The following is a 24,524-nucleotide window of genomic DNA, read 5'->3' on the forward strand; positions in this document are numbered from 1 at the left end:
CCTCGGGGCGGAGGCCTACCGGTCAGTCCCTCACCGTCGTGCGCACGGTGTCCTCGACTCCGCCCGCCGGCGCGGGGATCGCGGCCGCCGCGGCCCCGTCCCCGTCCGTGTTGATCTTCTCGATGATCGCGAGCCGCTCCGGGGTGTCCTCCGGCTTCACGAAGCCGATCAGGATGTAGAGGATCAGCGACACGGCCAGCGGGATCGACACCTGGTACTGGAGCGGGACACCGCCCTCGACGTTCCAGTTGATCGGGTAGTTCACCAGCCAGAAGGCCAGCAGACCCATCGACCAGCTGGCGAGGGCCGCCGTCGGGCCGGAGCGGCGGAAGGGCCGCAGCAGGCCGAGCATCATCGGGATGGCCATCGGGCCCATCAGACCGGCCACCCACTTGATGACGACGGTGATGATGTCCTTGAAGGTGGGGGAGTTGACCTGCGTCGCCGCCGCCATGGACAGGCCGAGGAAGACGACCGTCGCGATCCGGGCGACCCGCAGGCCCTGTCCCTCGCTCCACGCCCGCGCCCGGCGCCAGATCACGGGCGCGCAGTCCCGGGTGAACACCGCCGCGATGGCGTTGGCGTCGGAGGAGCACATGGCCATGGTGTGCGAGAAGAAGCCGACGATGACCAGGCCCAACAGGCCGTGGGGGAGGAGCTGTTCGGTCATCAGGGCGTAGGAGTCGGAGCCGTCCGGCTTCTGCGACTCGACCAGCAGCGGCGACATCCACATGGGGAAGAACAGCACCAGCGGCCAGACCAGCCAGAGGATCGCCGACAGCCGGGCCGACCGCTCGGCCTCCTTGGCGTTCGGGGTGGCCATGTAGCGCTGGGCCTGGTTGAGCATGCCGCCGTTGTACTCGAAGAGCTTGATGAAGAGGAAGGCGAGCAGGAACACCGTGCCGTACGGTCCGACCAGCGGTTTCTCGTGGCCCTGGAGTTCGGGCGAGTCCCAGACGCCGAAGAAGCCGCCGTGGTCGTCGAGCCGTACGAACACCGCCACGAACATCGCGATGCCGGCCAGCAACTGGATGATGAACTGGCCGAGTTCGGTCAGCGCGTCCGCCCACAGGCCGCCGATGGTGCAGTAGATCGCCGTGATGCCGCCGGTGATGAGGATGCCCTGGTTGAGGGAGATCCCCGTGAAGACGGACAGCAGCGTGGCGATCGCCGCCCACTTCGCGCCCACGTCGACGATCTTCAGCAGCATGCCGGACCAGGCCAGCGCCTGCTGGGTCTTCAGGTCGTAACGGTTCTTCAGGTACTCCAGCGGGGAGGCCACATGGAGCCGTGAGCGGAGCCGGTTGATGCGCGGGGCGAACAGCTTCGACCCGATGGCGATGCCGAGGGCGATGGGGAAGGACCAGGTGACGAAGGACGTGACGCCGTAGGTGTAGGCGATGCCCGCGTACCCGGTGAACATCACCGCGCTGTAGCCCGACATGTGGTGCGAGATGCCGGAGAGCCACCACGGCATCTTGCCGCCGGCGGTGAAGAAGTCGCTGACGTTGTCCACGCGTTTGTGCGACCAGACGCCGATCGCGACCATCACGGCGAAATAGCCGATGAGCACGGCCCAGTCGAGACCGTTCATGTGCGCCCTCCCAGGGATCAGCCCGGCGCTCATCGTGGGCGCTGTCGCGTGAACACGACAAGTGACCGTATGGTCAAGGCGAGGTAAAGATGTTCGGCGTGATGGCTTTGGTTCAGCTATCTGAACGTCAGCGCATCAGCTCCCCCGCGTTGACCAGCAACGACTGCCCGGTGATCGCCCGCGCCCGGTCCGACGCCAGGAACACCGCCGCGTCGGCCACATCCGTGTCCGTGGCCAGATCGGGCAGTGCCATCCGTCCGGTCAGCCGCTCCAGAACGGTCGCCTCGGACACGCCCTCCGACTGCGCCGCGAACCGCACGTACGCCCGCACCGGCGGCCCCCACATCCAGCCCGGCAGCACGGTGTTGACCCGGATCCGGTACGGCCCGAGCTCCCGGGCCAGCGAGTACATCGCGCTCGTCAGCGCCCCCTTCGACGCCGCGTACGCCGCCTGCCGCACCTGCGACGGCGCCGCCACCGCCGACTGCGTCCCGACGAACACGACCGATCCGCCGTTCTGCTTCAGTGACGGCAGGCAGGCCCGGGTCATCCGCAGCGTGCCCAGCAGGTTCACGTCCAGCACGGACCGCCAGGCCTCGAAGTCGGCGTCCTCCAGCCCGCCGAAGTAGCCGTCCAGTGCGGCCACGTTCACGACGGCGTCGATCCGTCCGAACCGCTCCACCGCCAGTCCGGCCAGCGCCTCGCACTGCGCCTCGTCGCAGATGTCGGTGGCCCGGTACGCCGTGCGCGCCCCGCCCGGGTCCAGCTCCTCGGCGGTCTTCGCCAGCTTCGCCTCCGTGCGGGCGCCGAGCACGGCACGCCCGCCGTCCCGTACGACCGCCGCCGCGACCTGCCGCCCGAGCCCGACCCCGACCCCCGACACGACGACAGTCTTCCCCGCGAGCAGCGACATGGCAGGACCTCCCCGGACCTCTGGCGCATTATCTGACGGGCCGTCAGAGTATGGGCCAGCCGCCAAGGAAGGGGAAGGGCATTGAGCGACGACACCCGCAGCGAGCTGTACGCCGAACTGGCCGCCGTCGGCCCCTACGGCACCCGCCCCGGCCACGCCCTGATCACCATGGTCGAACCGCATCCGGGCCACGAGTACGCCTACAACCGCTGGTACGAGGACGACCACTACTACGGCGGCGCCATGGCCATGCCCTGGATGTACGCCGGCCGCCGCTGGGTCGCCACCCGGGACCTCCAGCTCCTGCGTTACCCCGAGAAGTCGGCGATCGCCCAGCCGGTGACCGCCGGCTGCTACCTCTCCACGTACTGGATCACCGCCGGCCGCTACGACGACCACATGCGCTGGACGGTCGCCATCAACAGGCGCCTCAACCGCGACGGCCGCGTCTACCACGACCGCACGCACGTCCTCACGGCCTTCCAGGACCACGAGGCGACGGTGTACCGCGACGGCGCGGCCGGACCCCGCGACGTCCACGCCCTCGACCACCCCTACACGGGCCTGGTCCTCCAGGTCGTCGAGTCCGGCACCTCCGAGCAGCGCGCCGCACTGCTGGAGTGGCTGCGCACCCGCCACCTCCCCAAGCGCCTCGCGGGCTCCCCGGCCGCCCTGGTGACCGTCTTCCGCCCGACTCCCCTCCCCGGCGACCGCATGACCTACGTCAAGCAGGTCGAGGGCGTCGACACCCGCCTGACCCTGCTGTGGTTCCTCCAGGCGGACCCGAGGGAGTGCTGGGAGCACTGCTTCACGGGCCTGGACACGGCGGTGGCGGAGTCGGGGCTCGGCAGGGTGGAGCTGGTGGCGCCGTTCATCCCGACCGTGCCGGGGACCGACCGGTATGTGGACCGGCTGCGCTGAGGGTCAGCGCAGCTCCTCCGGACACGGCGTTCCCCGGGGCAGCTGGTAGGGCGCCGCCAGGCGGTACGTGCCCGCCTTCGGGGCCAGCAGCTCCGTCCACCGGTCGCCCTGCGCGTCCTCCTCCGTCTCCCGCAGGCAGCCGTTGACGTTGACGTACGTCTTCGGCTCGCCCTCGGGGCGGTCCTTGGACTCCTCCGTCTCCTGGGGCGGCTTCAGGCTCCTGCCCTCCGCGTCGACGATGCTCAGCCACGGCGAGTACGGGATGCGGACCAGGATCCGGCCCGCCTTCTTCACCCGGAGGACCATCTCGCCCTGCTCGGCCCGGTCGACCACGGCGTTCGGCTCGGCCAGCGGGGTGGGGGCGGTCACCTTGAACAGCTGCCAGTTGGCGTCGCCCCAGACCTGGGTCAGATACGGCAGCCCGCGCTGCACCAGCGCCCGCTCCCGCTCACCGCCGTCGCCGTCCGGCTCGTCCTTCGGCAGCACCACGTAGTGCACCGCCCAGCGCTTCAGCCACTCGTGGTAGTTCGCCGAGTTGAGCGTGTCGTCGTAGAAGAGGGGGTTGCGCTCCATGTCGGCCTGGCGGTTCCAGCCGCGGGCCAGGTTGACGTACGGGGCGAGAGCGGAGGCCTCGCGGTGGGAGCGGGCGGGGACGACCTCGACCCGGCCCTTCTCGGCACCGACCTCCTGCAACTCGTTCACCAGCGGCGCCAGCTCGCGCGACCAGGACGCCGCCGGGGCCGTGTGGACGATGTCGTCGACCGACTTGAAGCCGATCCACACCGTGAAGCCGGCGAAGGCGACCACCACCGCGTACCACTTGCGGCTGCGCGGCACCGTGAACGGGAGCGCGGCGACCAGCGCGACACCCGCGAACAGCATCGCCAGCCGCGTGATGTTCGAACCGATCTGGGAGCTGATCAGCCACACCAGCACGACCGCCAGGCCGTACACCGCGGCCGTGAGCCGGACCGTCTTCCAGTCCCGCGGCACCAGCAGGAAGACCAGGACCGAGAACGCGAACGGCAGCAGGACCGAGGCGATCGTCATCGGCTGCGTCCCGGAGAAGGGGAACAGCCAGGCCGACACCGCCACCACCGCGCTCGGCGCCAGGCCCAGGGCCCACGCGCCGGGGCGGCGCTTCTGGAGGAACAGCGCCACGGCCACGAACCCCACGAACAGGCCCGCGACCGGGGACGACATGGTGGCCAGCGCGGCCAGGGGCGCCGCGCACAGGGCCTTCGCCCAGCGCTTGTACCGCCACCGGTACGGCCAGCAGAACACGACCGCGACCGCGCCGAGCGCGAACATCATGCCCAGGCCGAAGGTCACGCGGCCGGACACGGCGTTGCAGAACAGCCCGAAGACCCCGGCCAGGGACGCCCACAGGGGGTTCCGGACAGCGCGGCTACGGAGCAGGAGCAGGGTGAGCAGGCCGGCCGAGACCGTGCCCGCGATCATCATCGTCGTCCGCACGCCGAGCACCGACATCAGATACGGCGACACCACGCTGTACGACACCGGGTGCATACCGCCGTACCAGGCGAGGTTGTACGCCGAGTCCGGGTGCCGGCCGACGAACTCGGCCCACGCGTCCTGCGCGGCCAGGTCGCCACCGCTGTTCGCGAACGTGAAGAACCAGACGACGTGGAGGACTCCGGCCAGCCCGGTGACGGACAGCACCGGGTGCCGCAGCATGCGCTCACGCAGGGTCAGCACGAAGCCCTGGGTGCCGTCCTCCGGCGGTGCGGGCAGGCGTATTCGCGGGCCGGATACCGGGCCCGGATCGGCGTCGTCGGCGTGTGTCGGCTCCGCAGTGGCCACTCGAAGGCACTCCCCGTGTCCCGTCTTCCGTTCTCGTCTTCTTTTCTTGGCCGCGTCCCGTTGGTCAGCGGTTCACGGCCTGCCCGGTTCGCGACGCTAGCACGCACCCCGCCGGGCGGCGCCCGGACGGGCCGTTACCGGCGGGGTGCGGTCGTGCGGGGCGGCGTCCCGGGTCAGCCGAGACGCGTGAGCTTGTCCGCGAAGCCCGGCTCCACCAGGTCCTCCTGGAGCGCGACCGGGACCTTCACGGCGCTGGTGGTGCCGTCGCCGACGGTGAGCGTGCCCACCTTCGTGCCGGCCTTCGCCGTGTGCGGCAGGTCGTCCGGGGCGAAGGTCAGCTTGACGGACAGGCCCGCCCAGCCGACGGCCGTGACGTCCTCGGTGACGGCGACCGGCGTCCGGCCGCCGAGACCGTCGTCGGCGTACCCGACGATGTCACCCTTCTTCAGGATCGTCGCCGACTCCAGCGCGCCCTGCGCGGCCCGGATCAGCTTGTCGCCCTCGTGGAGCGCGGCGCCCAGGATGGTGTTGTCGGGGCCGCCGGCGGGCTGGCGCACGACCGCGCCGACGATCCGGCGCGTCTCGCCGTCGACGTCCTTCCTCGCCGAGAAGACGAGGTTGCCGAGCGCCGAGGTGGTGGTGCCGGTCTTGATGCCGGTGACGTCGTTGGAGCCGACCAGGCGGTTCCAGTTGTCGTGCCTGACGCCCTTGTAGTCGACGTACGACATCATCGCCGCGACCTCGCGGAAGGCGGGCTGCTCCATGGCCGCCTTGGCGAGCTTCACCTGGTCCACGGCCGTGGAGACGGTCGTGTTGTTCAGGCCCGACGGGTCGGTGTACGTCGTGTTCTTCATGCCGAGGTCCTTGGCGGCGTCGTTCATCTTCTGCACGAACGCCTTCTCGGACCCCGCGTCCCAGCGGGCGAGCAGCCGCGCGATGTTGTTCGCGGACGCGATCAGGATGCTCTCCAGGGCCTCCCGCTCGGTGATCTTGTCGCCCTTGGTCACGTCGACGGTGGACTCCTGGCCGGCATCGGACTGGTCCTCGGCGGCCTGGTCGATCTCGATCTTCGGCCCCTCGTCACCGCTCTTGAGCGGATGGTCGCGCAGGATGACGTAGGCGGTCATGACCTTGGCGACGCTGGCGATCGGCACGGGCTTCTGCTCGCCGGACGAGCCGAACGAACCGATGCCCTGGACGTCCAGCGCGGCCTGGCCGTCGGTCGGCCAGGGGATGTCGACCTTGCCGCCCTCGAAGGTGTAGCTGTCCTCGGCGGTGAGTTCGAGGGTGGGCGCGGGGAGCGGGCGCACACTCTGCACGACCGCGAAGACGACCACCAGCAGCAGCACCAGCGGCGTCCAGATCTTCACCCGCCGTACGGCCGTCCGCAGCGGGGTGTCCGGGGGCGGCGGGGTGTTCGTCAGCTCGGCCAGCAGATCCAGCGGCGGCTTCGGCGGCAGCGGCTGCTGCGTGGTGCGCTCCGGGCCGACGGTGGGCACGGGGGCGGTCGCGTCGGCGGGGGCGGCCGGCTTCCGGGCCGAGGGGTCGTCCAAGGGCTTGAGCGCGACGAACTTGCTCGTCCGCTCAGACTCCCTTTCGGGAGTCTCCGGAGCGCCCTTGGCCGCGCCGCCGAGCTTCAGCATCGTGGTGGGCTGGTCGACCGGGGGCCGTACGGCCTTGAAGACGGCGGTGGGCTGGTCGACGGGGGGTGTGGCGGGGCTGTCGCCGTCGGCCTCGTCCGACTTGGCGTCCTTGCCGCTGCCTCCGGCGCCGGGCGCGTCGTCGGCGTCAGCGGCGGGCTCGGTCTTGCTGCCCTTGTCGGCGTCGGCGGGGGTGTCGTCCGCGTCGGTCTCCGGCTCGGCGTCGGCGTCGTCGGACACACGCGGGTCGACGGGCTCGGCGGCCTTGCCGCTCTGCCGGTCGGCCTTCACCTGGGCATCGGCCTCGGACGCGGCAGGGCCCGCCTCGTTGCCCGAGCCGTCCACCGCACCACCGCCAGTGCCGGAACGGTCCGCCTCGGCTTCAGGGGCCCCGTCAGGGCCCTCTTCGCCCTGGCGGTCGGAGTCGGCCTCCGTGGGCTCGCCCGCGCGTTCGGCCTCAGGGCGGTCCTCGGCGTCCGTGTCGGCTTCGGGGGTCCCGCTGGGCTTTCCGGCGTCCTGGGCGTCCGTGGGCTCGTCCGCGCGCTCGGCCTCAGGGCCGTCCTGGGCGTCCCTGTCGGCCTCCGGCGTCCCGGTGGGCTCCTCGGCCTCCTGGGCGCCGGTGTCGGCCTTCCTGGGCTCCTCCGCGCCATCGGCAGCCCGCTGGTCGCCCTCGGCGTCCTTGTCGGCGCCCTTGGCGGCCGCAGGCTCCTCGTCCTCGTCCGCCGACGCGACCCACGCGGCCACGGCGTCCCGCAGCCGCCCGTCACCGGCCGCAGCGTCACCGCCCGGCTCACCGGAGCCGGAAGCCCCACCAGAGCCCTCAGCAGCCGCCTCCGCAGCCCCCTGGCCCGCCGCAGCCGCCCCCTCGGCCCCCGAGCCGCTCTCGCCCCGCTCGGCGTCACCCGCCGCTGCCTCGGAGTCCCGCTCGGCGTCCGCCCCCGCGGCCTCGGAGTCCCGCTCCGCGTCAGACGGTCGCTTCTCAGAGGTCGGATCCTCAGCCGTGCGTGCGGAGAGGACGCGGGTCGCCGTATCGACACCCCCGCGCGTCGAGGACTTCTCCGTGTCCCGGGCCACCGCGAGGCGGGGGTCACGCGGCTCGCGTGTGTCCGCGGCCTCGCTCCTGGCCTCGGGAACCGGACCCGCGCTCCCCGACGTCGGTTGTGCCGACGACTCGCGCTGCTTCGACCTGTCGGGGGACTCGCCCGCCACCGATGCCTCCTCCTCGCGCCGCACTCCCCGCGTGCGCGTACCGAAACCGTGAACCGCCGCCCTGACACCGCTCCCCGGCGATGTCCGAACCATGTACCAGTGTCCTGTGTGCGGACCGGACCCATCCGGTAGACGAGAACGACATACCTACTGGTTCCACTACGAACCGGTCACGCACCCTCGACAGACCAATGTGAGAGGGGTCACCCTGTCATTCATCCACGCGGGGAGGCATGGATGGGCAGGAGCCGCAGAACACTTCCGGAGGAGCTTCTGCTGCTGGCATTGGACCCGACCACGGGTACCACTGCACAGCCGCAGTCGCTCGACCTCGGTCTGGCCGGAGCACAGCTAGTAGAGCTGGCGCTGGCCGGACGGATAGCCCCAGACGGGGATCGTATCGCCGTGGTTGTACCACGGCCGACTGGAGATCCAACGTTGGACTGCGCGTTGGAGTTGCTGCGTAGGCGCGGCGCTCCCGTGCGGGCAGTGAACTGGATTGGCGGGCCGCGTCTCGGGCTCCGCCAGACCTACCTCTCGCATCTGGAGCGGTGCGGCATGGTGCATGCCGTGGCGGGCCAGATGTGCGGAGTGCTGCCGACGACTCGCTACCAGGCGACGGACACCGAGATCAGCCGGGAGATCAGGGCCCGGCTGGACTCCGCGATCCGCACCGGCGTACCGCCGGACCCGCGGACCGCGGCGCTCGCCGCCCTCGCACACGCGGTCGGCCTCGGCAAGCACCTGTATCCGGGTAACGAGGGACGTTCGTCCCGCTCCCGGCTGCGGGACCTGATCAGGCACGACCCCATGGGCGGTCTCGTCGCGCACGCGGTGATGGACGTCCAGAATGGCGTGGCGGCACAGCCGCGCCGCAGCCCGGCCCCGCCCGGCCGTCCGGCCGCCGGCGGAACCAGGGCAGCAGCGGAACCCGCCCGCGGTGTTCCGATGCAGCCGCGCCGCGGCACCATGGCGCGCGCCGCGGCCCACTGAGCCGCGCCGCACCAGCACGGCACCGCACGACCAGCAGCACGGCACCGCACGAGTACGGCCTACGACCGGCACACGCAGCACGGGACCCCCAGAACCCGGTCACGGGAGCCGCGGTCCGAGCGGGGCGGAGAGAGTGCAGACTCTCGCCGCCCCGCTCGGCATGCCGTGCCCGAACTGGCGTGTACCCGTCGCATATCCACCGTTTCCCAGCGGTAGGAAGCACCTTGGTGGCAGTCTGCTCAACAGCAGATACGCAAAGTAGAGGCACGCAGCCGGAGGTGCACGTCCCGTGGCGTCCAATGTCAATCCCACCGTCAGGCGGCGCCGGCTGGGCCAGGAGCTCCGCAGGCTCCGCGAGCTCAAGGGCATGACGGCCGAAGAGGTGGCCGAGCGGCTGCTGGTGTCGCAGTCGAAGATCAGCCGGCTGGAGAACGGGCGGCGCAGCATCAGCCAGCGCGACGTGCGCGACCTGTGCGGGGTCTACGAGGTGGAGGACCAGCGCATCGTCGACTCGCTGATGCAGATGGCCAAGGATTCCCGGCAGCAGGGCTGGTGGCACGCCTTCGGGGACATTCCGTACAGCGTCTACATCGGCCTGGAGACGGACGCCGAGTCGCTCCGGGTCTACGAACCCCAGATCATCACCGGCCTGTTGCAGACGCGCGCCTACGCCGAGGCCATCATCCGGGGCGGTTCGCCCGAGGCGACGGAGGCGGACAACGACAAGCGCGTCGAGGTCCGGCTGCGCCGGCAGGGCCGTATCACCGCCGAGACGGACCCGCTGCGGCTGTGGGTGGTGCTGGACGAGGCGTCCCTGCACCGGGTCGTGGGCAGCAAGGAAGTGATGCGCGAGCAACTGGAGCATCTGATCGAGATGTCGCAGCTGCCCCACATCACCGTGCAGGTGCTGCCGTTCGAGGTCGGCGCGCACGCCGGCATCAACGGCCAGTACTCGATCCTGGAGTTCGCCGACGCGGCCGACTCCAGCGTGGTCTACATCGAGGGCGTCACCAGCGACCTGTACCTGGAGAAGCCGCTCGACGTGCAGAAGTACACGGTGATGTACGAGCACCTGCGCGCGCAGTCGCTGAACGTGGACCAGTCGCGGCAGCGCATCGAGCGCCTCGCGAAGGAATACGCCCGCTGACGCTCCCTGGGACGAGGACCATCCGTCGGGCAAAGCGCGGGATGCTACACCCCTGACACGCCTGACTGGAAGTCTCCCCTGGAATATGCCATCCGGTCGAGTGAATGGCTGCTCCGAACGAGGATGTTGGCGAGTAGCGTCGATCACGCCAGCCACCAGCACGGGTTGGCGTAAACGCAACTGGCAACGGAGCGAACATGGCAATTCGTCTGGGCGCCACGGAAACGTGGACGACGTCCTCCTACACCAACAACAACGGCGCCTGCGTGATGGTCAGGTCGACCGTCGAAGAGGCCCTGGAACTCGGAGACACCAAGATTCCCGAGGGTCCCAAGCTGGCGTTCCCCGCCGACGCGTGGAACGCCTTCGTGGCCTCGGTCAAGGCCTGACCCCCGCGACCACCATCGCACAAGCAGCACCGACAGAGCCCTCTCGACCAGCATCGCCGTCCTTGCCGAGAGGGCTCCGCTTGTGCCCGCGGGCTTTTGAAGGGGATCAGCTCACCGGGAACGCCACGTCGCAGACCGGGTCCTCGGCCCCCGCCGTCGGCCAGTCGGCGAAGTACAGCTCCCGGCAGGGTCCGGTCGCCGTCAGCCCCTGCGCCGCCATCCACTCCTCCACCGCCTCGAAGGCGGCCAGGATCTGCGGGTGCGCCACCTGCGCCTTGGTGATCCTGGTGTACGCCAGCCGCCCGGCCGGCTCCACCCGCACCGCCGTCTCCCGCGCCCGCCCCTGCCGCTCCGCCCAGGCCCGGGCCGCCGCCTCGTCGGCGACCGGCACGCAGGCCTCCGCAGGGCCGTCGCTCTCCATCGACACCTCGGCGTGATAGGCGACGTACGGCACCCCGGCCACGCCCCCGCACTCCCGCGCCGCTTCCTCCAGCCGGCCCAGCGCCGCCCCGATCCAGGCCGGCAGCTCGTCCGCCAGCGTGTGCCGCTTCTCGGTGATCACCACCTGCGCGGGCATCTCCACCGTCTCGACCGTGAACTTCCCGTACATCTCGGAGCTCCTCCCCGACAGTCGTCCACGGAGGTACTCGGCGAGCGTCCGCTGCCCCGCCACCCGCGCCTCGACGTCCGCCCAGTACGCGCCGAGCAGCTCGGCCGCCGCGGGCCCGTCGCCCGCCGCGACCACCTCGGCGATCCGGGCGAGCGGCATGTCCAGCTGCCGCAGCAGGGCCACCAGCCGGGCGCGTTCGACCTGGCCGGCGCGGTAGTAGCGGTAGCCGCTGACTTCGTCGACGTACGCCGGGGCCAGCAGCCCCAGCCGGTCGTACAGCCGCAGGGCCTTGGCCGACAGCCGGGCGCGCGCGGCGAACGCCCCGATGGTGAGCAGCTCCTCGTCCGGTACGTCCACCACGGCATCCTCCGTCATCGGGCGGCTCTTCCGCCCGATGACAGGGACGCTCGGCCCTGCCCCAGGGGCAAGGTCAACCGGTGTGGTGTCAGGCGAGCTGGGCCTCGATCGCCGCCACGAGCTCCGCCGCCTCCGGCTCGGTCTGCGGCGAGAAGCGGGCCACGACCTTGCCGTCGCGGCCGATCAGGAACTTCTCGAAGTTCCAGCGGATGTCCCCGCTGTGCCCCTCGGCGTCGGCGAAGCCGGTCAGGCGCTCGTACAGCGGGTGCCGGTTCTCGCCGTTGACCTCGACCTTCTCGGTCATCGGGAAGGTCACGCCGTAGGTCGCGGAGCAGAACTCGGCGATCTCCTCGGCGCTGCCCGGCTCCTGGCCGAGGAACTGGTTGCAGGGCACGCCCAGGACGGTGAAGCCGCGCTCGGAGTACCGCTCGTGGAGCTTCTCCAGCCCGTTGTACTGCGGGGTCAGGCCGCACTTGGAGGCCACGTTCACCACGAGCACCGCCTTGCCCGCGTACTGGGACAGGTCGGCGGAACCGCCCTGGAGCGCACCGATCTCGACATCGAGGGGAGAGGAACCGTTGGTAGTCGTCATGAGCGGATGCTAGCTCCGCCGGGTGTCGGGCCGGTTCTGGGCCTCCACGAGCACCTGCCCCGCCGCCGTCCGCGAATACAGCACCGACCTGCCCGCCCGCCGCCGCTCCACCAGTCCCGCGTCCAGCAGCACCCGCAGATGCCGCCCGACCGAACCGAGCCCCTGGCCGGTCACGGCCACCAGCTGGCTGGTGCTCAAGGGTGAGCCGAGCCGGACCAGCACACCGGCGCGGGCGGTTCCGAGCAGCGCGGCGAGGCTCTCGGGCACGGGCCTGCCGCCGGGGTCGGCGAGCGCGCCGGCGCACGGATAGACGAGCGCGTACCGGTCCGTCCCCTCCCACGACACCCAGCCGATCCGCTGCGTGGTGATGGGCACGAACACCAGCTCGCCGCCGGGGATCTCGCGCGGCGGATACGCGCGCGCGTTGACCTGGAGCCGGTTCTCCCCGAGCCACCGCGTCCCCGGCCGCAGCGTGTCCAGCGCGCTCGCCCAGCCGCCCCGGCTCACCTGCGCCGTCCGCGCGACCACATCGGCTTCGAGGATGCGCCGCCGCCGGGACCAGTACGGCCGCACGGCCGTGGTCCAGACGTACGTCAGCAGGTCCGCGGCGCGCTCCGGCAGGTCGTCCCGCTCCAGCCGGGCCGGGACCGGGCCGCGCAGGGAGACGGTGAGGTCGGCGCGGGCCGCCCGCGGGCAAGCCGCCCGGACCTGCGCGACCCCCTGCTCGAAGGTCTCCCCGTCGCGTGGGGTGGGGGAGAGGAAGTCGGCCGTCCAGTCGGCCCCGATCCCGGCGTGGACGAGCAGCGCGGTCACCGGGTCCCGCGCCAGCCGCCGCCGGTAGTCCGGCAGATGGGCGTCGAGCCATCGGCGCTCGCCGGGATGTGCGGCCTCGGCCGTGTGCAGCAGCCGCAGACTCCCGAAGGCCTCCGCGAACGGCGAGATCACGAACCGGCTCCCCGCGAGGGTGTCGGCGTTGATCTGCCACCAGCCCACGTCACGCCCTCCTTTCGCGTGTGCGCGAAACACTAACCCCGGCCTCCGGGCCGGTCGGAGACTCCGCGCATGCGCAGCTACCGCGAACTGTTCCGCACACCCGAGTTCACCCCGTTCTTCCTGGCCGCGTCGGCGCAGACGGTCGCCCGGACGATGGCCGGACTGGCCCTGGGCACCCTGGTGTACCGGGAGACCGAGTCGCCGCTGCTGTCCGCGGTGAGCATGTTCGGCTCGTCGCTGGTGCAGGTGCTGGGCGCGACGTTCCTGCTCTCCGCGGCCGACCGTCTGCCCCCGCGCGCGGCCCTGACGGTCCTGCCGCTGCTCTTCGCGGCGGCCACCGCGGCCCTGGCCCTGCCCGGCCTGCCCGTCTGGGCGCTCTTCGCGATCGTCCTGGCCACAGGGCTGGTGGAGTCGGTCGGCGGGGGAGTGCGCTGGGGCCTGCTGAACGAGATCCTCGCCAAGGACGGCTATCTGCTGGGCCGCTCGGTCTTCAACATGATGAGCGGCCTCATGCAGATCGCCGGCTACGCCACCGGCGGCGCCCTGGTGGCACTGCTGTCCCCGCGGATCTCCCTGCTGGTGGCCGCCGCCCTCTACCTGCTGTCGGCCGCGGTCGTCCGTCTCGGCCTGACCAGCCGCCCACCCCGTACGACGGGCCGCCCCTCGGTGACGGCGACCTGGCGCGCCAACGCGCTGCTGTGGTCGTCCGCGCCCCGCCGCCAGATCTATCTGGCCCTCTGGATCCCCAACGGCCTGGTCGTCGGCTGCGAATCCCTCTACGTCTCCTACGCCCCCGACGCCGCCGGCACCCTGTTCGCCTGCGCCGCACTGGGCATGCTGGCCGGGGACGTGCTGGTGGGCCGCCTGCTCCCGGCGCGGCTGCGCCCCCGCCTGGGCTTCCCGCTGCTGCTGCTCCTGGCCCTCCCGTACGTGCCCTTCCTGCTGCGTCCGCCGCTCCCGCTCGCGGCGGTCGCCGTCACCCTGGCCTCCGTCGGCTTCGGCGCGAGCCTCGTGCAGCAGGAGCGGCTGGTGGCCCTGACCCCCGACGGGCTGACGGGCCACGCCCTGGGGCTGCACTCGGCCGGGATGCTCACGATGCAGGGCGTCGCGGCGGCGCTCGCCGGGTCGGTGGCCCAACTGACGTCTCCCGCCGCGGCGATGACGGCGATGGCGGTGGCGTCGGCCGCGGTGACCCTGGGGCTGATGGCGGCGGCGAGGCGGGAACAGCGGCCGACGGCGCCACTGCCCGGACAGTGAACCGCCCTCGCGATTCCGCTACTTGGGGCCGAGGACCTCCCCGGCCTCCACGAACACCTCGGGAACCGCGTTGTCCACCACGACCCGCGACAGCAGGACGGCCAGCCGGTCCCGCTCGGGGCCGCTGAGCCCGGACGGCAGCGCCTCCATCCGGCGGCAGGTCTCGGCGTAGAACTTCTCGGCGAGCGCGGCCCCTTCCTCCGTCAGTCCCACCCGCACGGCCCGCCCGTCCCGCTGGTCGGCCTCCCGCCGTACCAGCCCCCGCCGCGCCGTCCGGTCCACGAGCCCGGTCAGACTCGACTTCGCCAGCCCGAGCGTCTCGCCGAGCTCACCCATCCCGTACGGCTGGGACATCAGCACGCACAGCAGCTGCCCCTGCTGCGGCGTCAGCCCGTACGACCGGCTGGCCTCCGCGTACACCCCGTCCACCAGGAACGCCGCCCGCACGAGCGCGGCCACGACTCCCACCCGCCCGTCTGCCCCTTTCCCCATCCGGTCAGGGTACCGACCGGTCAGTCCCGCCCGGGTCACTCCTCGTCGGGGGCCTCGCCCTCGATGAGCCGCTCCGCGATGTCGTCGGCCCACTCCTGGGCCCAGCGGCGGAGCCCGGCGACGGCCCCGGCGTCGAGGCCCTGCGCGGTGAACGCGCTGTCGTCGAGCCAGTCCGTCCCGGTCAGCCGGGCCTGGAGGTCGGTGAGGTCGAAGGTGTCGGGGGCGTGCCGGCGGCCGAGCTCCTCGAGCTCGGGGTGGCTCCAGCGGGCCGAGGCGGCGTGTACGTCGACCAGGTCGCGGGCGAGTCCACGGTCGGCCAGGTCCCGCACCCGGGTGCCGACGAGGTCGTCGAGGGAGAGCGCCGGCCCGAGCCCCGTGAGCACGGGCGGGCGCCACAGCACCTCCTTGTGGAGGCCGACCTCGAACTCCTCACCGCTCGCCGCGTCCGTGACGAGGAACTGGGCGGCCAGCGGGTCGGTCTCCAGGGTCCGCACGAGCCAGCCGCGTGCCACCAGCCCCGTGCGGACGGTGTCGGCGATGGCGTCCATCCCGGCGGGGTGCTCGGTGGCGACGTCCACGTCCTGCCCGGCCCGCGCCACCAGCCCGTGGGCCAGCACGGCGTACCCACCGGCGAGGACGAGGGAGTAGGCCTCACCCACCGCGACCAGATCACCGAGAAGGCGGAGGCACGGCTCCGGGACGGGGGGTGGGGCGGACATGTGCTGATTATCGCGTGAGGGGCGCGGCGGGGGCCGGGGTGACGGACCCGGACGGGTGAAGGGGGCTTCTTGCTCAGGGGCGCGGGGCTCCATCGATGTGCGGCTCCGCCGCGTGGGCGCGACCAGCCCCCACGACGCCGCACCGAACCACGGTCTACGACTTCCGCCCAACACCGCAGTACGCATCCACGGCACCGGCATGGCCCCCCTCGGACGGCCCAGGCCGCCACTCCGGCACCCGCACCACCCCCGGCTCGACCAACTCCAGCCCGTCGAAGAACCCGGCGATCTCGGCAACCTGCCGGACGTAATACGGCACGGCCCCACTCGCGTTGTAGGCCTCGGACGCGGCGATCATGCCCTCACTCGCCGTACTGTCACTGATCACCAGATGGCTCCCGGCCGGCAGCCCGGCCATGAGCCGCCGCACAAGCTCGCGCGCCCGCTCGTACTCGGCGACGTGCCCCAGCGTGTTGAGGATCATCAGCCCGACCGGCCGCGAGAGGTCCAGCGTGCCCGCGGCGGCCTCCAGGACGGCATCGGGGTCGTACAGGTCGGCGTCCAGATACGCGGTCCGGCCCTCGGGCATGCTGGTGAGCAGGGCGCTGGCGTGGGCCAGGACGATGGGGTCGTTGTCGACGTAGACGATCCGGGCGTCCGGGGCCACGTGCTGGGCGACCTCGTGGGTGTTGTCGGCGGTCGGCAGCCCGGTGCCGACGTCCAGGAACTGCCGCACGCGCTGCTCACCGGCGAGATACCGGACGGCCCGCCCCAGGAACCGGCGGCTCGTGACCGCCACGTCGACCAGGCCCGGAAAGATCGACTTGATCTGGTCGCCGATCTCGCGGTCGACCTCGTAGTGGTCCTTGCCGCCGACGAAGTAGTTCCAGAAGCGGGCCGAGTGCGGCTTGGAGGTGTCGATGCGGGCAAGCAGGCTGTCGTCGGGCACGGCAGGGCCTCCTGGGGGCGGGGAAGGGCGACCGGTCCACCAACCTAGGTGAACTTCTTTCTCCCATACGGACGTTGCGACCCCCGCCGCCGGCCCACCGTGGGGTTTCGGCCACGAGGGTCGGCCGCCGTCAGACCCCGCGGGAGGCGAACCCGCCCAGGTCGCCGCCACCGGGCCTGCCGCCGTCCCCGCTCCGGTCGGTCGCCAGCCACACGCTCCACGCCAGGGCCCACAGCGACAGCCCGGCGGCGACCGGCGTACCGAAGATGATCAGCAGCCCGGCTCCGATGTTGGCCCCCACGCCCCCCGCGGTGAGGATCCGCCAGCCCACACCCGCCATGAGCCCGACGACCACCAGCGGGCCGAGCACCCCCCACCAGCGCGGGTCCAGCGCCCCGCGCCGCGCGCCCCGCACGAGCACGGTCGCCCCCGCCGCCGCGAGCGCCAGCGCGAGAGCGCCGACGACCGCGGCGACGCCGTCGCCGATGTCCCACGGCTGGAAGGCGTAGTCGAGCTCACTCGCCGGCAGCCCCTCGTAGTTCTGCTGCCCCATCAGTCCCCACGCGGCGACGGGCACACCGACGACGAGCGCGGCCCCGGCCGAGAACATCCCCCGATGTCCCGTGCGGCTTCTCATACGGCTTCTCATACGGCCAGGATCCGGGTCCGAGGAGGGGAGCGTCATGAGCACGCGTACTCAGGTACGCCGGGCAGCCCCGAGAAGACCATGTCGACGCGCTGCTGGAAGGTGTCCGGGGGGGGCCAGGTCACGGGGCCGTCACCGCCGGGGACAGGGGCGGCGAGGGCAGGGCGAAGAAGCCGGCGACCGCGCGGACGATGCGGTCGTGGTCCTCGTAGTGGTGGTCGAAGCAGTCGTGCTCGGCCTCGTCCGCCTTGTCGCACTCGGCGTCGGGCCCGATCAGCTTCGCGGCGAGCAACTCGGCGGACAGGTAGTCGGGGTCGTCACCCGGGCGCTGCGTCAGATCCTCGAAGCTGAAGCAGGTGATCAGCCGCCCGTCCCGGTAGTACTCGAAGTGCGGCGGATGCGCCTTCACACTGCACGGCTCGGTCACGAACACCACGAGCTCGGCGCCCGCGCAGATCCGGCCGTAGGACACGGGGTCGTAGTCCTCGACATCGGCGTTGACCATGTCGTGCACCACCCACACCCACCCGTTCCCCTCCCCGCTCACGAGCGCCTCCCGCCGCAGCCCCCGCAGCCCCTCGACGAGCACATCGAGCCCCATGCCACGCGCGAAGACCAGATTCACCTCGTCGTGCCCACCGGACTCCAGGACAGGGTCGGCGACATGCATCCATTCAGGCATGCGGCGCATGGTAGGCGCGGGCACTGACAACGGCCCCGGACGAGGCCCTGCTCTGTCAGTCCGGTCGCGTAGGGTTCCCGCCATGGCACTCGCGGACATATCGCGCGTCGAGATAGAGAAGGCGATCGGGGAGTGTGACCGGCTCGGGCGGGACGCCTTCCTGAAGGCCTACGGTTTCCGGCGTGCCCGCCGCTATCTGCTGGTGCACCAAGGCGGGCACTACGACTCCAAGGCGATCGTCGGCGCGGCTCACGGTTTCCTGCCCGGTGAACGGCCGCTGGCCCCCGACTCGCCGGGTTTCTCCGGCGGCGCGAAGCACGCCGCCCGCCTGCTCAGGCGCCTCGGCTTCGAGGTCACCGAGGACCCTGAGGCGAGCGACCTGCCCCGCGAGCTGACTCACGACGAGCTGACTCACGACGAACTGACTCACGAGGAACTCATCCACCGCATCACTCACCTCAAGGTGAACCGCTCCGCCGGCCACCGGTCCCTGTACAAGCCGATCGTGCTGCTGTGGGCCATGGGCCGGGCCCTCCGCGGCGAGCCCCGGCTCCTCCCCTGGCCCGAGACCGAGGAAGCCCTCAAGACCCTGCTGGAGAGGCACGGGACAAGGGGCGAGCGCCTGCGCCCGGACTACCCGATCGCCTCCCTCCACCACGACGGCATATGGGAGTTGCGCGACTTCACCGGCCCGGTGACGACGGCCCACGGTGACGCGGGCGTGAAGCGCTGGTTCACCGAGAACCAACCGCGCGGCGGCCTCGCCGAGCCCGTGTACGAACTGTTCCGGCACTCCGCCGTGACCCGTCTCGCCGTCCTCGACGATCTCCTGGACACCTTCTTCGAGGACCTCGACCCGACCCCGCTCCTCACCGACGTGGGCCTGGACGACATCGACTCGGCCGAACCGCACACCGGGCCCGGCCGCGCACCGGAAGAGTGGCTCATCACCGCCGCGGAATACGAACGCGGCTGCAGACTCGTCGAGGAGCAGGAAGCCAAGAACCACGGCCGCCGTGCCGCCCGGACCACCCACCGCCCGGTCCGCTCCCGAGCCGCCCGCTACCTGGTCCTCAGCCGCAGCCAGGGCCGCTGCGAGAACCCCGACTGCACGGGCCAGCCCGCCGACGTCACCGACCGCAACCACCCGATCCTCGAGGTCGACCACGTCATCGACCTCACCCGCGGCGGCCGCGACCACCCCAGCCAGATGGTGGCCCTCTGCCCCAACTGCCACGCGGTGAAGACCCGGGGGCGTACGCGGGAGACCCTCCGGGAGGTACTGCTAAGGGTGGCGGGGGAGCGGCATGCGGCCGGTCGAGGCAGTGGGGCGGACGCTACCGAGCCGTCCGCGTAGGGCTGCCCCGGTGCGCGACGGCCCTGGTCGGCCGTCGCGCCGGAAGTGCCGTGTGTTCCGCGGTGTTCCCCGTGACCGATTCTCAGCCGGGTGCCACCGCGCGCCCCGTCTGGGGCGAGATCATGCCGGTGCACAGGCCGCGGGAGGTCAGGGCCTGGGCGATTCGGGGGATCGCGGTGAGGGTGTTGGCGGACCAGTCGTGCATGAGGATGATCTGGCCGTTGGTCAGGCGGGCGGCGGACTGCACGATGGCGTCGGTGCTCGCGCCGTTCCAGTCCTGGGAGTCGACGTGCCAGAGGATCTCGGTCAGGCCGTGGCGGGCCGCGAGCGACCGCACCGTCGCGCTCGTCTCGCCGTAGGGCGGGCGGAACAGTTTCGGGGTGCCGCCTCCCGCGTGGGCGATGGTCTGCTGGGTGCGGGAGATCTCGGCGTCGATCAGGCGCGGGAGGGTGTAGCTGTGGTTGCCGACCCACATGCCGGCCGCCACCTGGGCCCGGACCAGGGAGGGGTTGGCGGCGGCGTACTGGGCCTGGTTGAACATCGTGGCCTCGTCATGGTCCCGTGCGCACGGTGATGTTGGAGCTGCCGCTGCTCCGGAAACCCTCGGTCGCCATGATCATGTAGTACTTGAAGCTGCCCATGGGCATTCCGGCCCGAGCCCACGCGTCGAAGTGGTTGCCGGCGGTGATGGTGCCGCCCGTCCTCTTCGACTGCCGGACGCTCCAGTACTGGTCGAAGGTGCGCGTGCCCTCCACGGACGGGGCGTTGTACCGCGTCGTCTTGTAGATGTCGTACGTGCCGCCGTCGCTCGTGACGGTGCCCTTGTACGTTCCCGTCGGCCGGTACGTGCCCCAGTTGTCGACGATGTAGTACTCGACGAGCGGGTTCGCCGTCCAGCCGTAGAGGGTCAGATAGGCGTTGCCGGACGGGTTGAAGGTGCCCGAGTAGGTCACGCTGCGGCGGGCCCCGGTGCTCCAGCCCTTGCCGGCGACGAAGTTCCCGGTGTTCCGCCAGGAGGTGCTGTAACTGCCGCCTGCGGACAGGGTCATGGAGACCGTGCCCGGCGCGTCCGTCCAGAACGAGTAGAAGTAGCCGTTGTTGGTGCCGGTCTGGTTCGTCGTGACGACCGTGTCGGCGTGGGCGGTGCCCGGCAGGGTGATGGCCGCCACCGCGACCAGCAGCATCGTGCAGACGCTGCTGACGAGCAGCCGGAAGCGGCCTGATGACTTCTTCATGGGGGGTGCTTCCTCCTCGTCCTCGTGGGTGGGTCGATGGGGGAGCTCTGTCACCGGGGAGTGTTGGCCTGGCCCTGTCAACTGTCAATAGTTTCGGCGGGTGTTGCGAAATATTCGCCGCTTCGACGACTTCGATGCTGGTGGATTTCCGCTGTTCAGCGGGCAGTTGGGGTGGGTGTGGGCTGTCTTTGTGAGGGGACCCCCGCCCTTCCGGCCCGGAGGGCAGGGTTCCGTTATTCGAATGTTTCGAACTGCTTCCGGTCGCCGCCGACCTGGACCGCGAGCAGCGGCTCCTCGCCGTTCTCCACCCGAGCCGTCACATGGCAGGCTCCCCCGGCCGTTCGGCGAACCACGAGTCGCGTGAATCCTGCTCGCTGTCCGGGGCCGGGGGAGGGGTACTCACGGTATTCACGGTGCGTGCCGCCCCGGGGGGGGCGGGCACCTGTGCGGGGTGGGTCAGTCCTGGCGGACGATGTTCGTGCCGGGGCCGCCGGAGAGCGTGTCCGTGCCCCGGCCGCCGTACAGCTCGTCGTTCCCGCTGTTGCCGTACATCGTGTCGTCGCCGTCCTCGCCGTGGAGGACGTCGTGGCCCCTTCCGCCGTAGACGAAGTCGTTGCCGGCCCCGCCGCGGAGCAGGTCGTCGCCGTCGCCGCCGGACAGGTGCTGCCGGTCGGCTCCGCCGAGGATCGTGTCGTCGCCCGCGCCGCCGTCGACGTGGCTGTCCTCGCCCGAGGAGCGGATCGTGTCGTCGCCGTCACCGCCCTGCGCGATGGATCCGGCGCCGCCGCGGAGGGTGTCGTCGCCGGCGTCGCCCCGGACCACGGTGACCTCACCGACCGTGAGGCCGTCGTTCCCCGCGCCGCCGGAGACGCCGTTGCCGCTGACGTCGCCGGTCTCGGTGTACCCGTCCTGGCCGGCGCCGAGGTCGAGGGAGGCGAAGTAGTACGTCTGGTCGGTGGCGTTGTGATAGGCGACGACATCGTTGCCGTCGCCGAGGGACATCCTCAGGGTGGCGTACGGGTCCTGGCTCTCCAGGGTGCCGACCGTGCAGGCGACCCTGGTCCGGTCCGTGGCGCTGGGGTACGTGCAGTCGGTGCCCGCGTCGATCGGGACGGAGTCGTCGATCACGTAGGTGATCCGCTCGGAGTCGTCGGTGATCGACGCGGTGACGGTCGCGTCGTTGGTCTGCCCGGAGGCGGCGGTGTAGACGATCGCCCGCCCGTCGGACGCGACGGTGGCCGCCGGCGTCGCCGCACCGGCGGTACCGCTCAGGAGGAGCGGGGCAGCCACGCCCGCGCCGATCAGGAACGTCAGCGCCGAGGTGACACGTAAGGAGCGGCGGCCGGCCTGGGAAGAGGACATTGCAAAACCTCCGTGGGATGTAGTGGTTCTTGCAATGTGGTGTGACGGTGGGGAATTGGGTTCGGTTCGGTGGCGGGATCCGAACTCCTGATGGCCCTCTGCCGGTCGGCTTCGGTTAACCGTCACTTCATGTGGAGGCCGGGGGGAGCCCAGCCGCCCCTGGTCATCGCGAGGCCGCGTCGTGGTCGGCCAGGACCTCGTCGATGACGCGGCGGTGGACGGCCGCCTGCCCGGCATCCGTGTCGATGTCCAGCGCCGGGCAGATCAGGGCCTTCCACCTTGCTTTCGGGCAGGGTGCCCGGTCCTTCAGGGCCGGGGTGAATGCCCGCTCCCGCGTAGCGGGGCGGGGGAAGCCGAATCGCCGTCAGGGCGATTCGACGTCGCCGCCCATGGGGCTGAGGGTGACCACAGACAGGCGGTGGTGACGGGGAGTTGAGGGGCCTGTGGCAGGTGGTCGGCCGGGTCGGCAGTCGGGAGCGGTCACTCACACAGGTGATGTTGATCGATGGCCTGCCCGGTCAGGGAACGTGTGGGCTAGGTTCACGGCATGGCACGGTTTCGGATGTACCCGACGAGCGAGCAGGTGAGCATCATGCTCGACCACTGCGCGCACGCCCGGTACGTCTGGAACCTCGCCGTCGAGCAGCACTCGCACTGGTCCAAGGGCCGCAGGGCCGCGCCCGGTTTCGCTGAGCAGTGCCGCCAGCTCACCGAGGCCCGGCGGGAGAACGAATGGCTGCGCGCTGGTAACGCCGATGTGCAGCAGCAGGCCCTGAAGGACTTCGCCAAGGCCAAGAACGCCAGGTTCACCTCTGGCTTTGGTGAGCCGACGTGGCGCAGGAAGTATGTGCACGAGGGCTTCCGCGTCATCGGCACCGACCGGGTCGCGGAGTTCGAGACGGACGGGTCGCCGAAGCTGAACGCCAAGGGCAAGCAGGTCATGGGCCGCTTTGTCGTGGTGCAGAAGCTGAACCGGCGGTGGGCGCAGGTGAAGGTGCCCGGCTGCGGGTGGGTGCGCTTCCGCCTGTCCCGCAAGGGCAAAGGCGCCTGCCTGCCCGCCGCGAAGACGTTCCGTGTCACCTTCCGTAACGGTCAGTGGCATATCGCGTTCGCCGTCCTCCCCGAGCCGATCGACGTGCCCGGCGCGGGTGAGGTCATCGGCATCGACCGGGGTGTGAAGATCACCGCAGCCCTCTCCGACGGGCGGAAGCTGAACTGCCCGCAGCTCACCGTCAGGGAACGTGCCCAGATCCGCAAGCACCAGCGCCGGGCTGCTCGAGCCCCCAAGGGCAGTGAGGCCAAGACCGCCGAGTACGCCAAGGTCGCCAGACTCAAGGCGCGCGAAGCTGATCGGCGTAAGGACTGGTGCGAGAAGACCAGCACCATGCTCGCCCGCGCCTATGGTCTGGTGCGGTTCGAGAAGCTGAACATCAAGAACATGACCTGCTCGGCGAAAGGGACGGTCGAGCAGCCCGGCAAGAGGGTCAGGCAGAAGGCCGGACTGAACCGGGTGATCCTCGCCCAGAGCTGGGGGCTGCTGCGGCAGCGTACGGAGGACAAGGCTCCGGGCCGGGTCGAGGACGTCCCCGCGCCCTTTACGTCTCTGCGGTGTTCCGCCTGCGGATGGATCGAGAAGAAGTCGCGCAAGAGCCAAGCCGACTTCGTCTGCGTGTCCTGCGGGTTCACCTGCAACGCCGATGAGAACGCAGCGAACAACGTCGCGGCAGGACAGGGCGGTTTCCCCCGCCCCCGGCGCTCAGCCGGTGCCGGAGGGGTGACAGCGGCCACGGGCCGTTCGAGCGCCCGTGAACCTCAACCCACCTGGGTTGGAATCCCCCTCTTTTAAGAGGGGGAGGATGTCAAGGCACGGCGGAACGCCTCGCGGCTGTCGCCGGTGAACATCGTCCAGGCGATCACCAGGTCACAGGCCGGATCACCGACGCCGGAGGTGCCGAAGTCGATGACGGCGGCCAGCTTGCCGTCCCTGACCAGCAGGTTGTTGGCGGCGATGTCGCCGTGGAACCAGACCGGCCGCCCACGCCAGGCCGCCCGCAGCGCCGCGTCCCACACGCCGGCCGCCCGGTCGGTGTCGACGCGTCCGGCGAGCGTGGCCAGGGCGCCGCGCGTCTCGTCGTCGTAGTGGGCCGGCGGCCCGCCCCGGTGGAAACTGTGCGCTCCGGCCGGCGGCCCGCCCGTGGGATCGATGGTCCACAGCGCGAGGAGGAACTCGGCGACCGACTCCGCGAACCGCGGCATGTCGTCGATGCGTTCGGGGTGGGCCACGTCACCGTCCAGCCAGCCGCGGACCGACCAGTCGTACGGATAGCCCTCACCCGGCACTCCGCGCGCCACGATCGGCGGAACAGGAACCGGCAGCGACGGCGCGAGCACCGGAAGCCACCGGTTCTCCTTGGCGACCGCGGGGACGTAGTGCTCGGCGGTGGGCAGCCGCACGGTCATGGTCTCGCCGAGCCGGTAGGTCCGGTTGTCCCACCCGTCCACCTCGACCGGTGTCACGCTCAGATGGCTCCACTGCGGGAACTGCGAGGCGATCAGCCGCCTCACCAACGCGGCGTCGATGCCGGCCCGGCCGTCGGCGGGGGAACTGGAGGTCATACCGGAATGGTGTCCACCACCCTCCGG

Annotated in this window: 22 protein-coding genes and 1 pseudogene; 7 read left to right on the forward strand and 16 right to left on the reverse strand. The window is 71.2% G+C overall.

Going from position 1 to position 24,524, the window contains the following annotated elements:
• Nucleotides 1-22: 22 nt before the first annotated feature.
• Complete coding sequence (locus IE255_RS36520; protein ID WP_190054724.1) at nucleotides 23-1,594, reverse strand: sodium:solute symporter family protein; 1,572 nt, start codon at nucleotides 1,592-1,594, stop codon at nucleotides 23-25.
• A gap of 127 nt (nucleotides 1,595-1,721) precedes the next feature.
• On the reverse strand, nucleotides 1,722-2,507 hold the full coding sequence (locus IE255_RS36525) for an SDR family oxidoreductase (protein ID WP_190054725.1): 786 nt from the start codon (nucleotides 2,505-2,507) through the stop codon (nucleotides 1,722-1,724).
• 81 nt (nucleotides 2,508-2,588) lie between these two features.
• Here IE255_RS36525 and IE255_RS36530 point away from each other — a divergent pair, with 81 nt between their 5' ends.
• Nucleotides 2,589-3,428, forward strand: a complete 840-nt coding sequence (locus IE255_RS36530; protein WP_190054726.1) for a hypothetical protein — start codon at nucleotides 2,589-2,591, stop codon at nucleotides 3,426-3,428.
• A 3-nt stretch (nucleotides 3,429-3,431) separates the two neighbouring features.
• On the opposite strand, the gene IE255_RS36535 is transcribed toward IE255_RS36530, so the two are convergent.
• Together IE255_RS36535 and IE255_RS36540 are read right to left on the reverse strand one after the other, a co-directional pair.
• Nucleotides 3,432-5,252, reverse strand: coding sequence for a DUF8823 domain-containing protein (locus tag IE255_RS36535; RefSeq protein WP_190054727.1), 1,821 nt, complete (start codon nucleotides 5,250-5,252; stop codon nucleotides 3,432-3,434).
• A 173-nt stretch (nucleotides 5,253-5,425) separates the two neighbouring features.
• Nucleotides 5,426-8,101, reverse strand: a complete 2,676-nt coding sequence (locus tag IE255_RS36540) for a D-alanyl-D-alanine carboxypeptidase (RefSeq protein WP_190054728.1) — start codon at nucleotides 8,099-8,101, stop codon at nucleotides 5,426-5,428.
• 237 nt (nucleotides 8,102-8,338) lie between these two features.
• Here IE255_RS36540 and IE255_RS36545 point away from each other — a divergent pair, with 237 nt between their 5' ends.
• The 3 genes from IE255_RS36545 to IE255_RS36555 all read left to right on the forward strand — a co-directional run bounded on the left by IE255_RS36545 (nucleotide 8,339) and on the right by IE255_RS36555 (nucleotide 10,630).
• Nucleotides 8,339-9,094, forward strand: coding sequence for a GOLPH3/VPS74 family protein (locus tag IE255_RS36545; RefSeq protein ID WP_190054729.1), 756 nt, complete (start codon nucleotides 8,339-8,341; stop codon nucleotides 9,092-9,094).
• A 289-nt stretch (nucleotides 9,095-9,383) separates the two neighbouring features.
• Nucleotides 9,384-10,241: a helix-turn-helix domain-containing protein gene (locus IE255_RS36550; RefSeq protein WP_190054730.1), complete on the forward strand. Its 858-nt coding sequence runs from the start codon at nucleotides 9,384-9,386 to the stop codon at nucleotides 10,239-10,241.
• A gap of 197 nt (nucleotides 10,242-10,438) precedes the next feature.
• Nucleotides 10,439-10,630 carry a DUF397 domain-containing protein gene (locus tag IE255_RS36555; RefSeq protein ID WP_031113406.1) on the forward strand — a complete coding sequence of 64 codons (192 nt, stop codon included), beginning with the start codon at nucleotides 10,439-10,441 and terminating at the stop codon, nucleotides 10,628-10,630.
• Between the two features lie 106 nt (nucleotides 10,631-10,736).
• On the opposite strand, the gene IE255_RS36560 is transcribed toward IE255_RS36555, so the two are convergent.
• The 3 genes from IE255_RS36560 to IE255_RS36570 form a co-directional block, all read right to left on the reverse strand.
• Nucleotides 10,737-11,615, reverse strand: a complete 879-nt coding sequence (locus tag IE255_RS36560) for a MerR family transcriptional regulator (RefSeq protein ID WP_190054731.1) — start codon at nucleotides 11,613-11,615, stop codon at nucleotides 10,737-10,739.
• Between the two features lie 70 nt (nucleotides 11,616-11,685).
• Entirely contained in the window at nucleotides 11,686-12,189 is a 504-nt protein-coding gene (locus tag IE255_RS36565; protein ID WP_229906768.1) for a glutathione peroxidase, read from the reverse strand.
• Between the two features lie 9 nt (nucleotides 12,190-12,198).
• Nucleotides 12,199-13,182 carry an ArsR/SmtB family transcription factor gene (locus IE255_RS36570; protein ID WP_190054732.1) on the reverse strand — a complete coding sequence of 328 codons (984 nt, stop codon included), beginning with the start codon at nucleotides 13,180-13,182 and terminating at the stop codon, nucleotides 12,199-12,201.
• Between the two features lie 69 nt (nucleotides 13,183-13,251).
• Between IE255_RS36570 and IE255_RS36575 the strand changes: the two genes are divergently transcribed.
• Entirely contained in the window at nucleotides 13,252-14,439 is a 1,188-nt protein-coding gene (locus IE255_RS36575; protein ID WP_190054733.1) for an MFS transporter, read from the forward strand.
• 18 nt (nucleotides 14,440-14,457) lie between these two features.
• Here the strand turns inward: IE255_RS36575 and IE255_RS36580 are convergent, their stop codons facing one another.
• The 5 genes from IE255_RS36580 to IE255_RS36600 all read right to left on the reverse strand — a co-directional run bounded on the left by IE255_RS36580 (nucleotide 14,458) and on the right by IE255_RS36600 (nucleotide 17,927).
• Nucleotides 14,458-14,931 carry a MarR family winged helix-turn-helix transcriptional regulator gene (locus tag IE255_RS36580; protein WP_190054734.1) on the reverse strand — a complete coding sequence of 158 codons (474 nt, stop codon included), beginning with the start codon at nucleotides 14,929-14,931 and terminating at the stop codon, nucleotides 14,458-14,460.
• Between the two features lie 35 nt (nucleotides 14,932-14,966).
• On the reverse strand, nucleotides 14,967-15,650 hold the full coding sequence (locus IE255_RS36585) for a nucleotidyl transferase AbiEii/AbiGii toxin family protein (RefSeq protein WP_190054735.1): 684 nt from the start codon (nucleotides 15,648-15,650) through the stop codon (nucleotides 14,967-14,969).
• Between the two features lie 154 nt (nucleotides 15,651-15,804).
• Entirely contained in the window at nucleotides 15,805-16,599 is a 795-nt protein-coding gene (locus IE255_RS36590) for an SAM-dependent methyltransferase (RefSeq protein WP_190054736.1), read from the reverse strand.
• Between the two features lie 130 nt (nucleotides 16,600-16,729).
• Nucleotides 16,730-17,236 (reverse strand): hypothetical protein, encoded by a 507-nt coding sequence (locus IE255_RS36595; protein WP_190054737.1) that lies wholly within the window; start codon nucleotides 17,234-17,236, stop codon nucleotides 16,730-16,732.
• Nucleotides 17,237-17,366: 130 nt separating this feature from the next.
• Entirely contained in the window at nucleotides 17,367-17,927 is a 561-nt protein-coding gene (locus IE255_RS36600; RefSeq protein WP_229906769.1) for a DUF6461 domain-containing protein, read from the reverse strand.
• A gap of 82 nt (nucleotides 17,928-18,009) precedes the next feature.
• Here IE255_RS36600 and IE255_RS40255 point away from each other — a divergent pair, with 82 nt between their 5' ends.
• A complete protein-coding gene (locus IE255_RS40255; protein WP_308280926.1) occupies nucleotides 18,010-19,284 on the forward strand; it encodes an HNH endonuclease in 1,275 nt (424 codons plus the stop codon).
• Between the two features lie 82 nt (nucleotides 19,285-19,366).
• Here IE255_RS40255 and IE255_RS36610 read toward each other — a convergent pair.
• From IE255_RS36610 to IE255_RS36620, 3 genes and pseudogenes are all read right to left on the reverse strand, one after another.
• A pseudogene (locus IE255_RS36610) lies at nucleotides 19,367-19,834 on the reverse strand (polysaccharide deacetylase family protein); the annotation flags it as partial.
• Between the two features lies 1 nt (nucleotide 19,835).
• Nucleotides 19,836-20,519, reverse strand: coding sequence for an endo-1,4-beta-xylanase XynA (gene xynA, locus IE255_RS36615; RefSeq protein WP_190054738.1), 684 nt, complete (start codon nucleotides 20,517-20,519; stop codon nucleotides 19,836-19,838).
• 456 nt (nucleotides 20,520-20,975) lie between these two features.
• Nucleotides 20,976-21,881, reverse strand: coding sequence for a calcium-binding protein (locus tag IE255_RS36620; protein ID WP_190054739.1), 906 nt, complete (start codon nucleotides 21,879-21,881; stop codon nucleotides 20,976-20,978).
• 547 nt (nucleotides 21,882-22,428) lie between these two features.
• On the opposite strand from IE255_RS36620, the gene IE255_RS36625 reads away from it, so the two are divergent.
• Nucleotides 22,429-23,727 carry an RNA-guided endonuclease InsQ/TnpB family protein gene (locus IE255_RS36625; RefSeq protein WP_190054740.1) on the forward strand — a complete coding sequence of 433 codons (1,299 nt, stop codon included), beginning with the start codon at nucleotides 22,429-22,431 and terminating at the stop codon, nucleotides 23,725-23,727.
• Here IE255_RS36625 and IE255_RS36630 read toward each other — a convergent pair.
• Nucleotides 23,724-24,497: an aminoglycoside phosphotransferase family protein gene (locus IE255_RS36630; RefSeq protein WP_190054741.1), complete on the reverse strand. Its 774-nt coding sequence runs from the start codon at nucleotides 24,495-24,497 to the stop codon at nucleotides 23,724-23,726. The two genes, IE255_RS36625 and IE255_RS36630, sit on opposite strands and share 4 nt — an antisense overlap.
• Nucleotides 24,498-24,524: the final 27 nt, after the last annotated feature.

The sequence above is a fragment of the Streptomyces lomondensis genome, from assembly GCF_014651035.1.
In the GTDB taxonomy this organism is placed as follows: domain Bacteria; phylum Actinomycetota; class Actinomycetes; order Streptomycetales; family Streptomycetaceae; genus Streptomyces; species Streptomyces lomondensis.

Excerpts from the sequence above, each read along its gene's own strand:
- IE255_RS36520 (WP_190054724.1), bottom strand. The coding sequence starts at position 1,594 with ATGAACGGTCTCGACTGGGCCGTGCTCATCGGCTATTTCGCCGTGATG.
- IE255_RS36525 (WP_190054725.1), bottom strand. The coding sequence starts at position 2,507 with ATGTCGCTGCTCGCGGGGAAGACTGTCGTCGTGTCGGGGGTCGGGGTC.
- IE255_RS36545 (WP_190054729.1), top strand. The coding sequence starts at position 8,339 with ATGGGCAGGAGCCGCAGAACACTTCCGGAGGAGCTTCTGCTGCTGGCA.
- IE255_RS36555 (WP_031113406.1), top strand. The coding sequence starts at position 10,439 with ATGGCAATTCGTCTGGGCGCCACGGAAACGTGGACGACGTCCTCCTAC.
- IE255_RS36560 (WP_190054731.1), bottom strand. The coding sequence starts at position 11,615 with ATGACGGAGGATGCCGTGGTGGACGTACCGGACGAGGAGCTGCTCACC.
- IE255_RS36565 (WP_229906768.1), bottom strand. The coding sequence starts at position 12,189 with ATGACGACTACCAACGGTTCCTCTCCCCTCGATGTCGAGATCGGTGCG.
- IE255_RS36575 (WP_190054733.1), top strand. The coding sequence starts at position 13,252 with ATGCGCAGCTACCGCGAACTGTTCCGCACACCCGAGTTCACCCCGTTC.
- IE255_RS36580 (WP_190054734.1), bottom strand. The coding sequence starts at position 14,931 with ATGGGGAAAGGGGCAGACGGGCGGGTGGGAGTCGTGGCCGCGCTCGTG.
- IE255_RS36585 (WP_190054735.1), bottom strand. The coding sequence starts at position 15,650 with ATGTCCGCCCCACCCCCCGTCCCGGAGCCGTGCCTCCGCCTTCTCGGT.
- IE255_RS36595 (WP_190054737.1), bottom strand. The coding sequence starts at position 17,236 with ATGAGAAGCCGCACGGGACATCGGGGGATGTTCTCGGCCGGGGCCGCG.
- IE255_RS36600 (WP_229906769.1), bottom strand. The coding sequence starts at position 17,927 with ATGCCTGAATGGATGCATGTCGCCGACCCTGTCCTGGAGTCCGGTGGG.
- IE255_RS40255 (WP_308280926.1), top strand. The coding sequence starts at position 18,010 with ATGGCACTCGCGGACATATCGCGCGTCGAGATAGAGAAGGCGATCGGG.
- xynA (WP_190054738.1), bottom strand. The coding sequence starts at position 20,519 with ATGAAGAAGTCATCAGGCCGCTTCCGGCTGCTCGTCAGCAGCGTCTGC.
- IE255_RS36620 (WP_190054739.1), bottom strand. The coding sequence starts at position 21,881 with ATGTCCTCTTCCCAGGCCGGCCGCCGCTCCTTACGTGTCACCTCGGCG.
- IE255_RS36625 (WP_190054740.1), top strand. The coding sequence starts at position 22,429 with ATGGCACGGTTTCGGATGTACCCGACGAGCGAGCAGGTGAGCATCATG.
- IE255_RS36630 (WP_190054741.1), bottom strand. The coding sequence starts at position 24,497 with ATGACCTCCAGTTCCCCCGCCGACGGCCGGGCCGGCATCGACGCCGCG.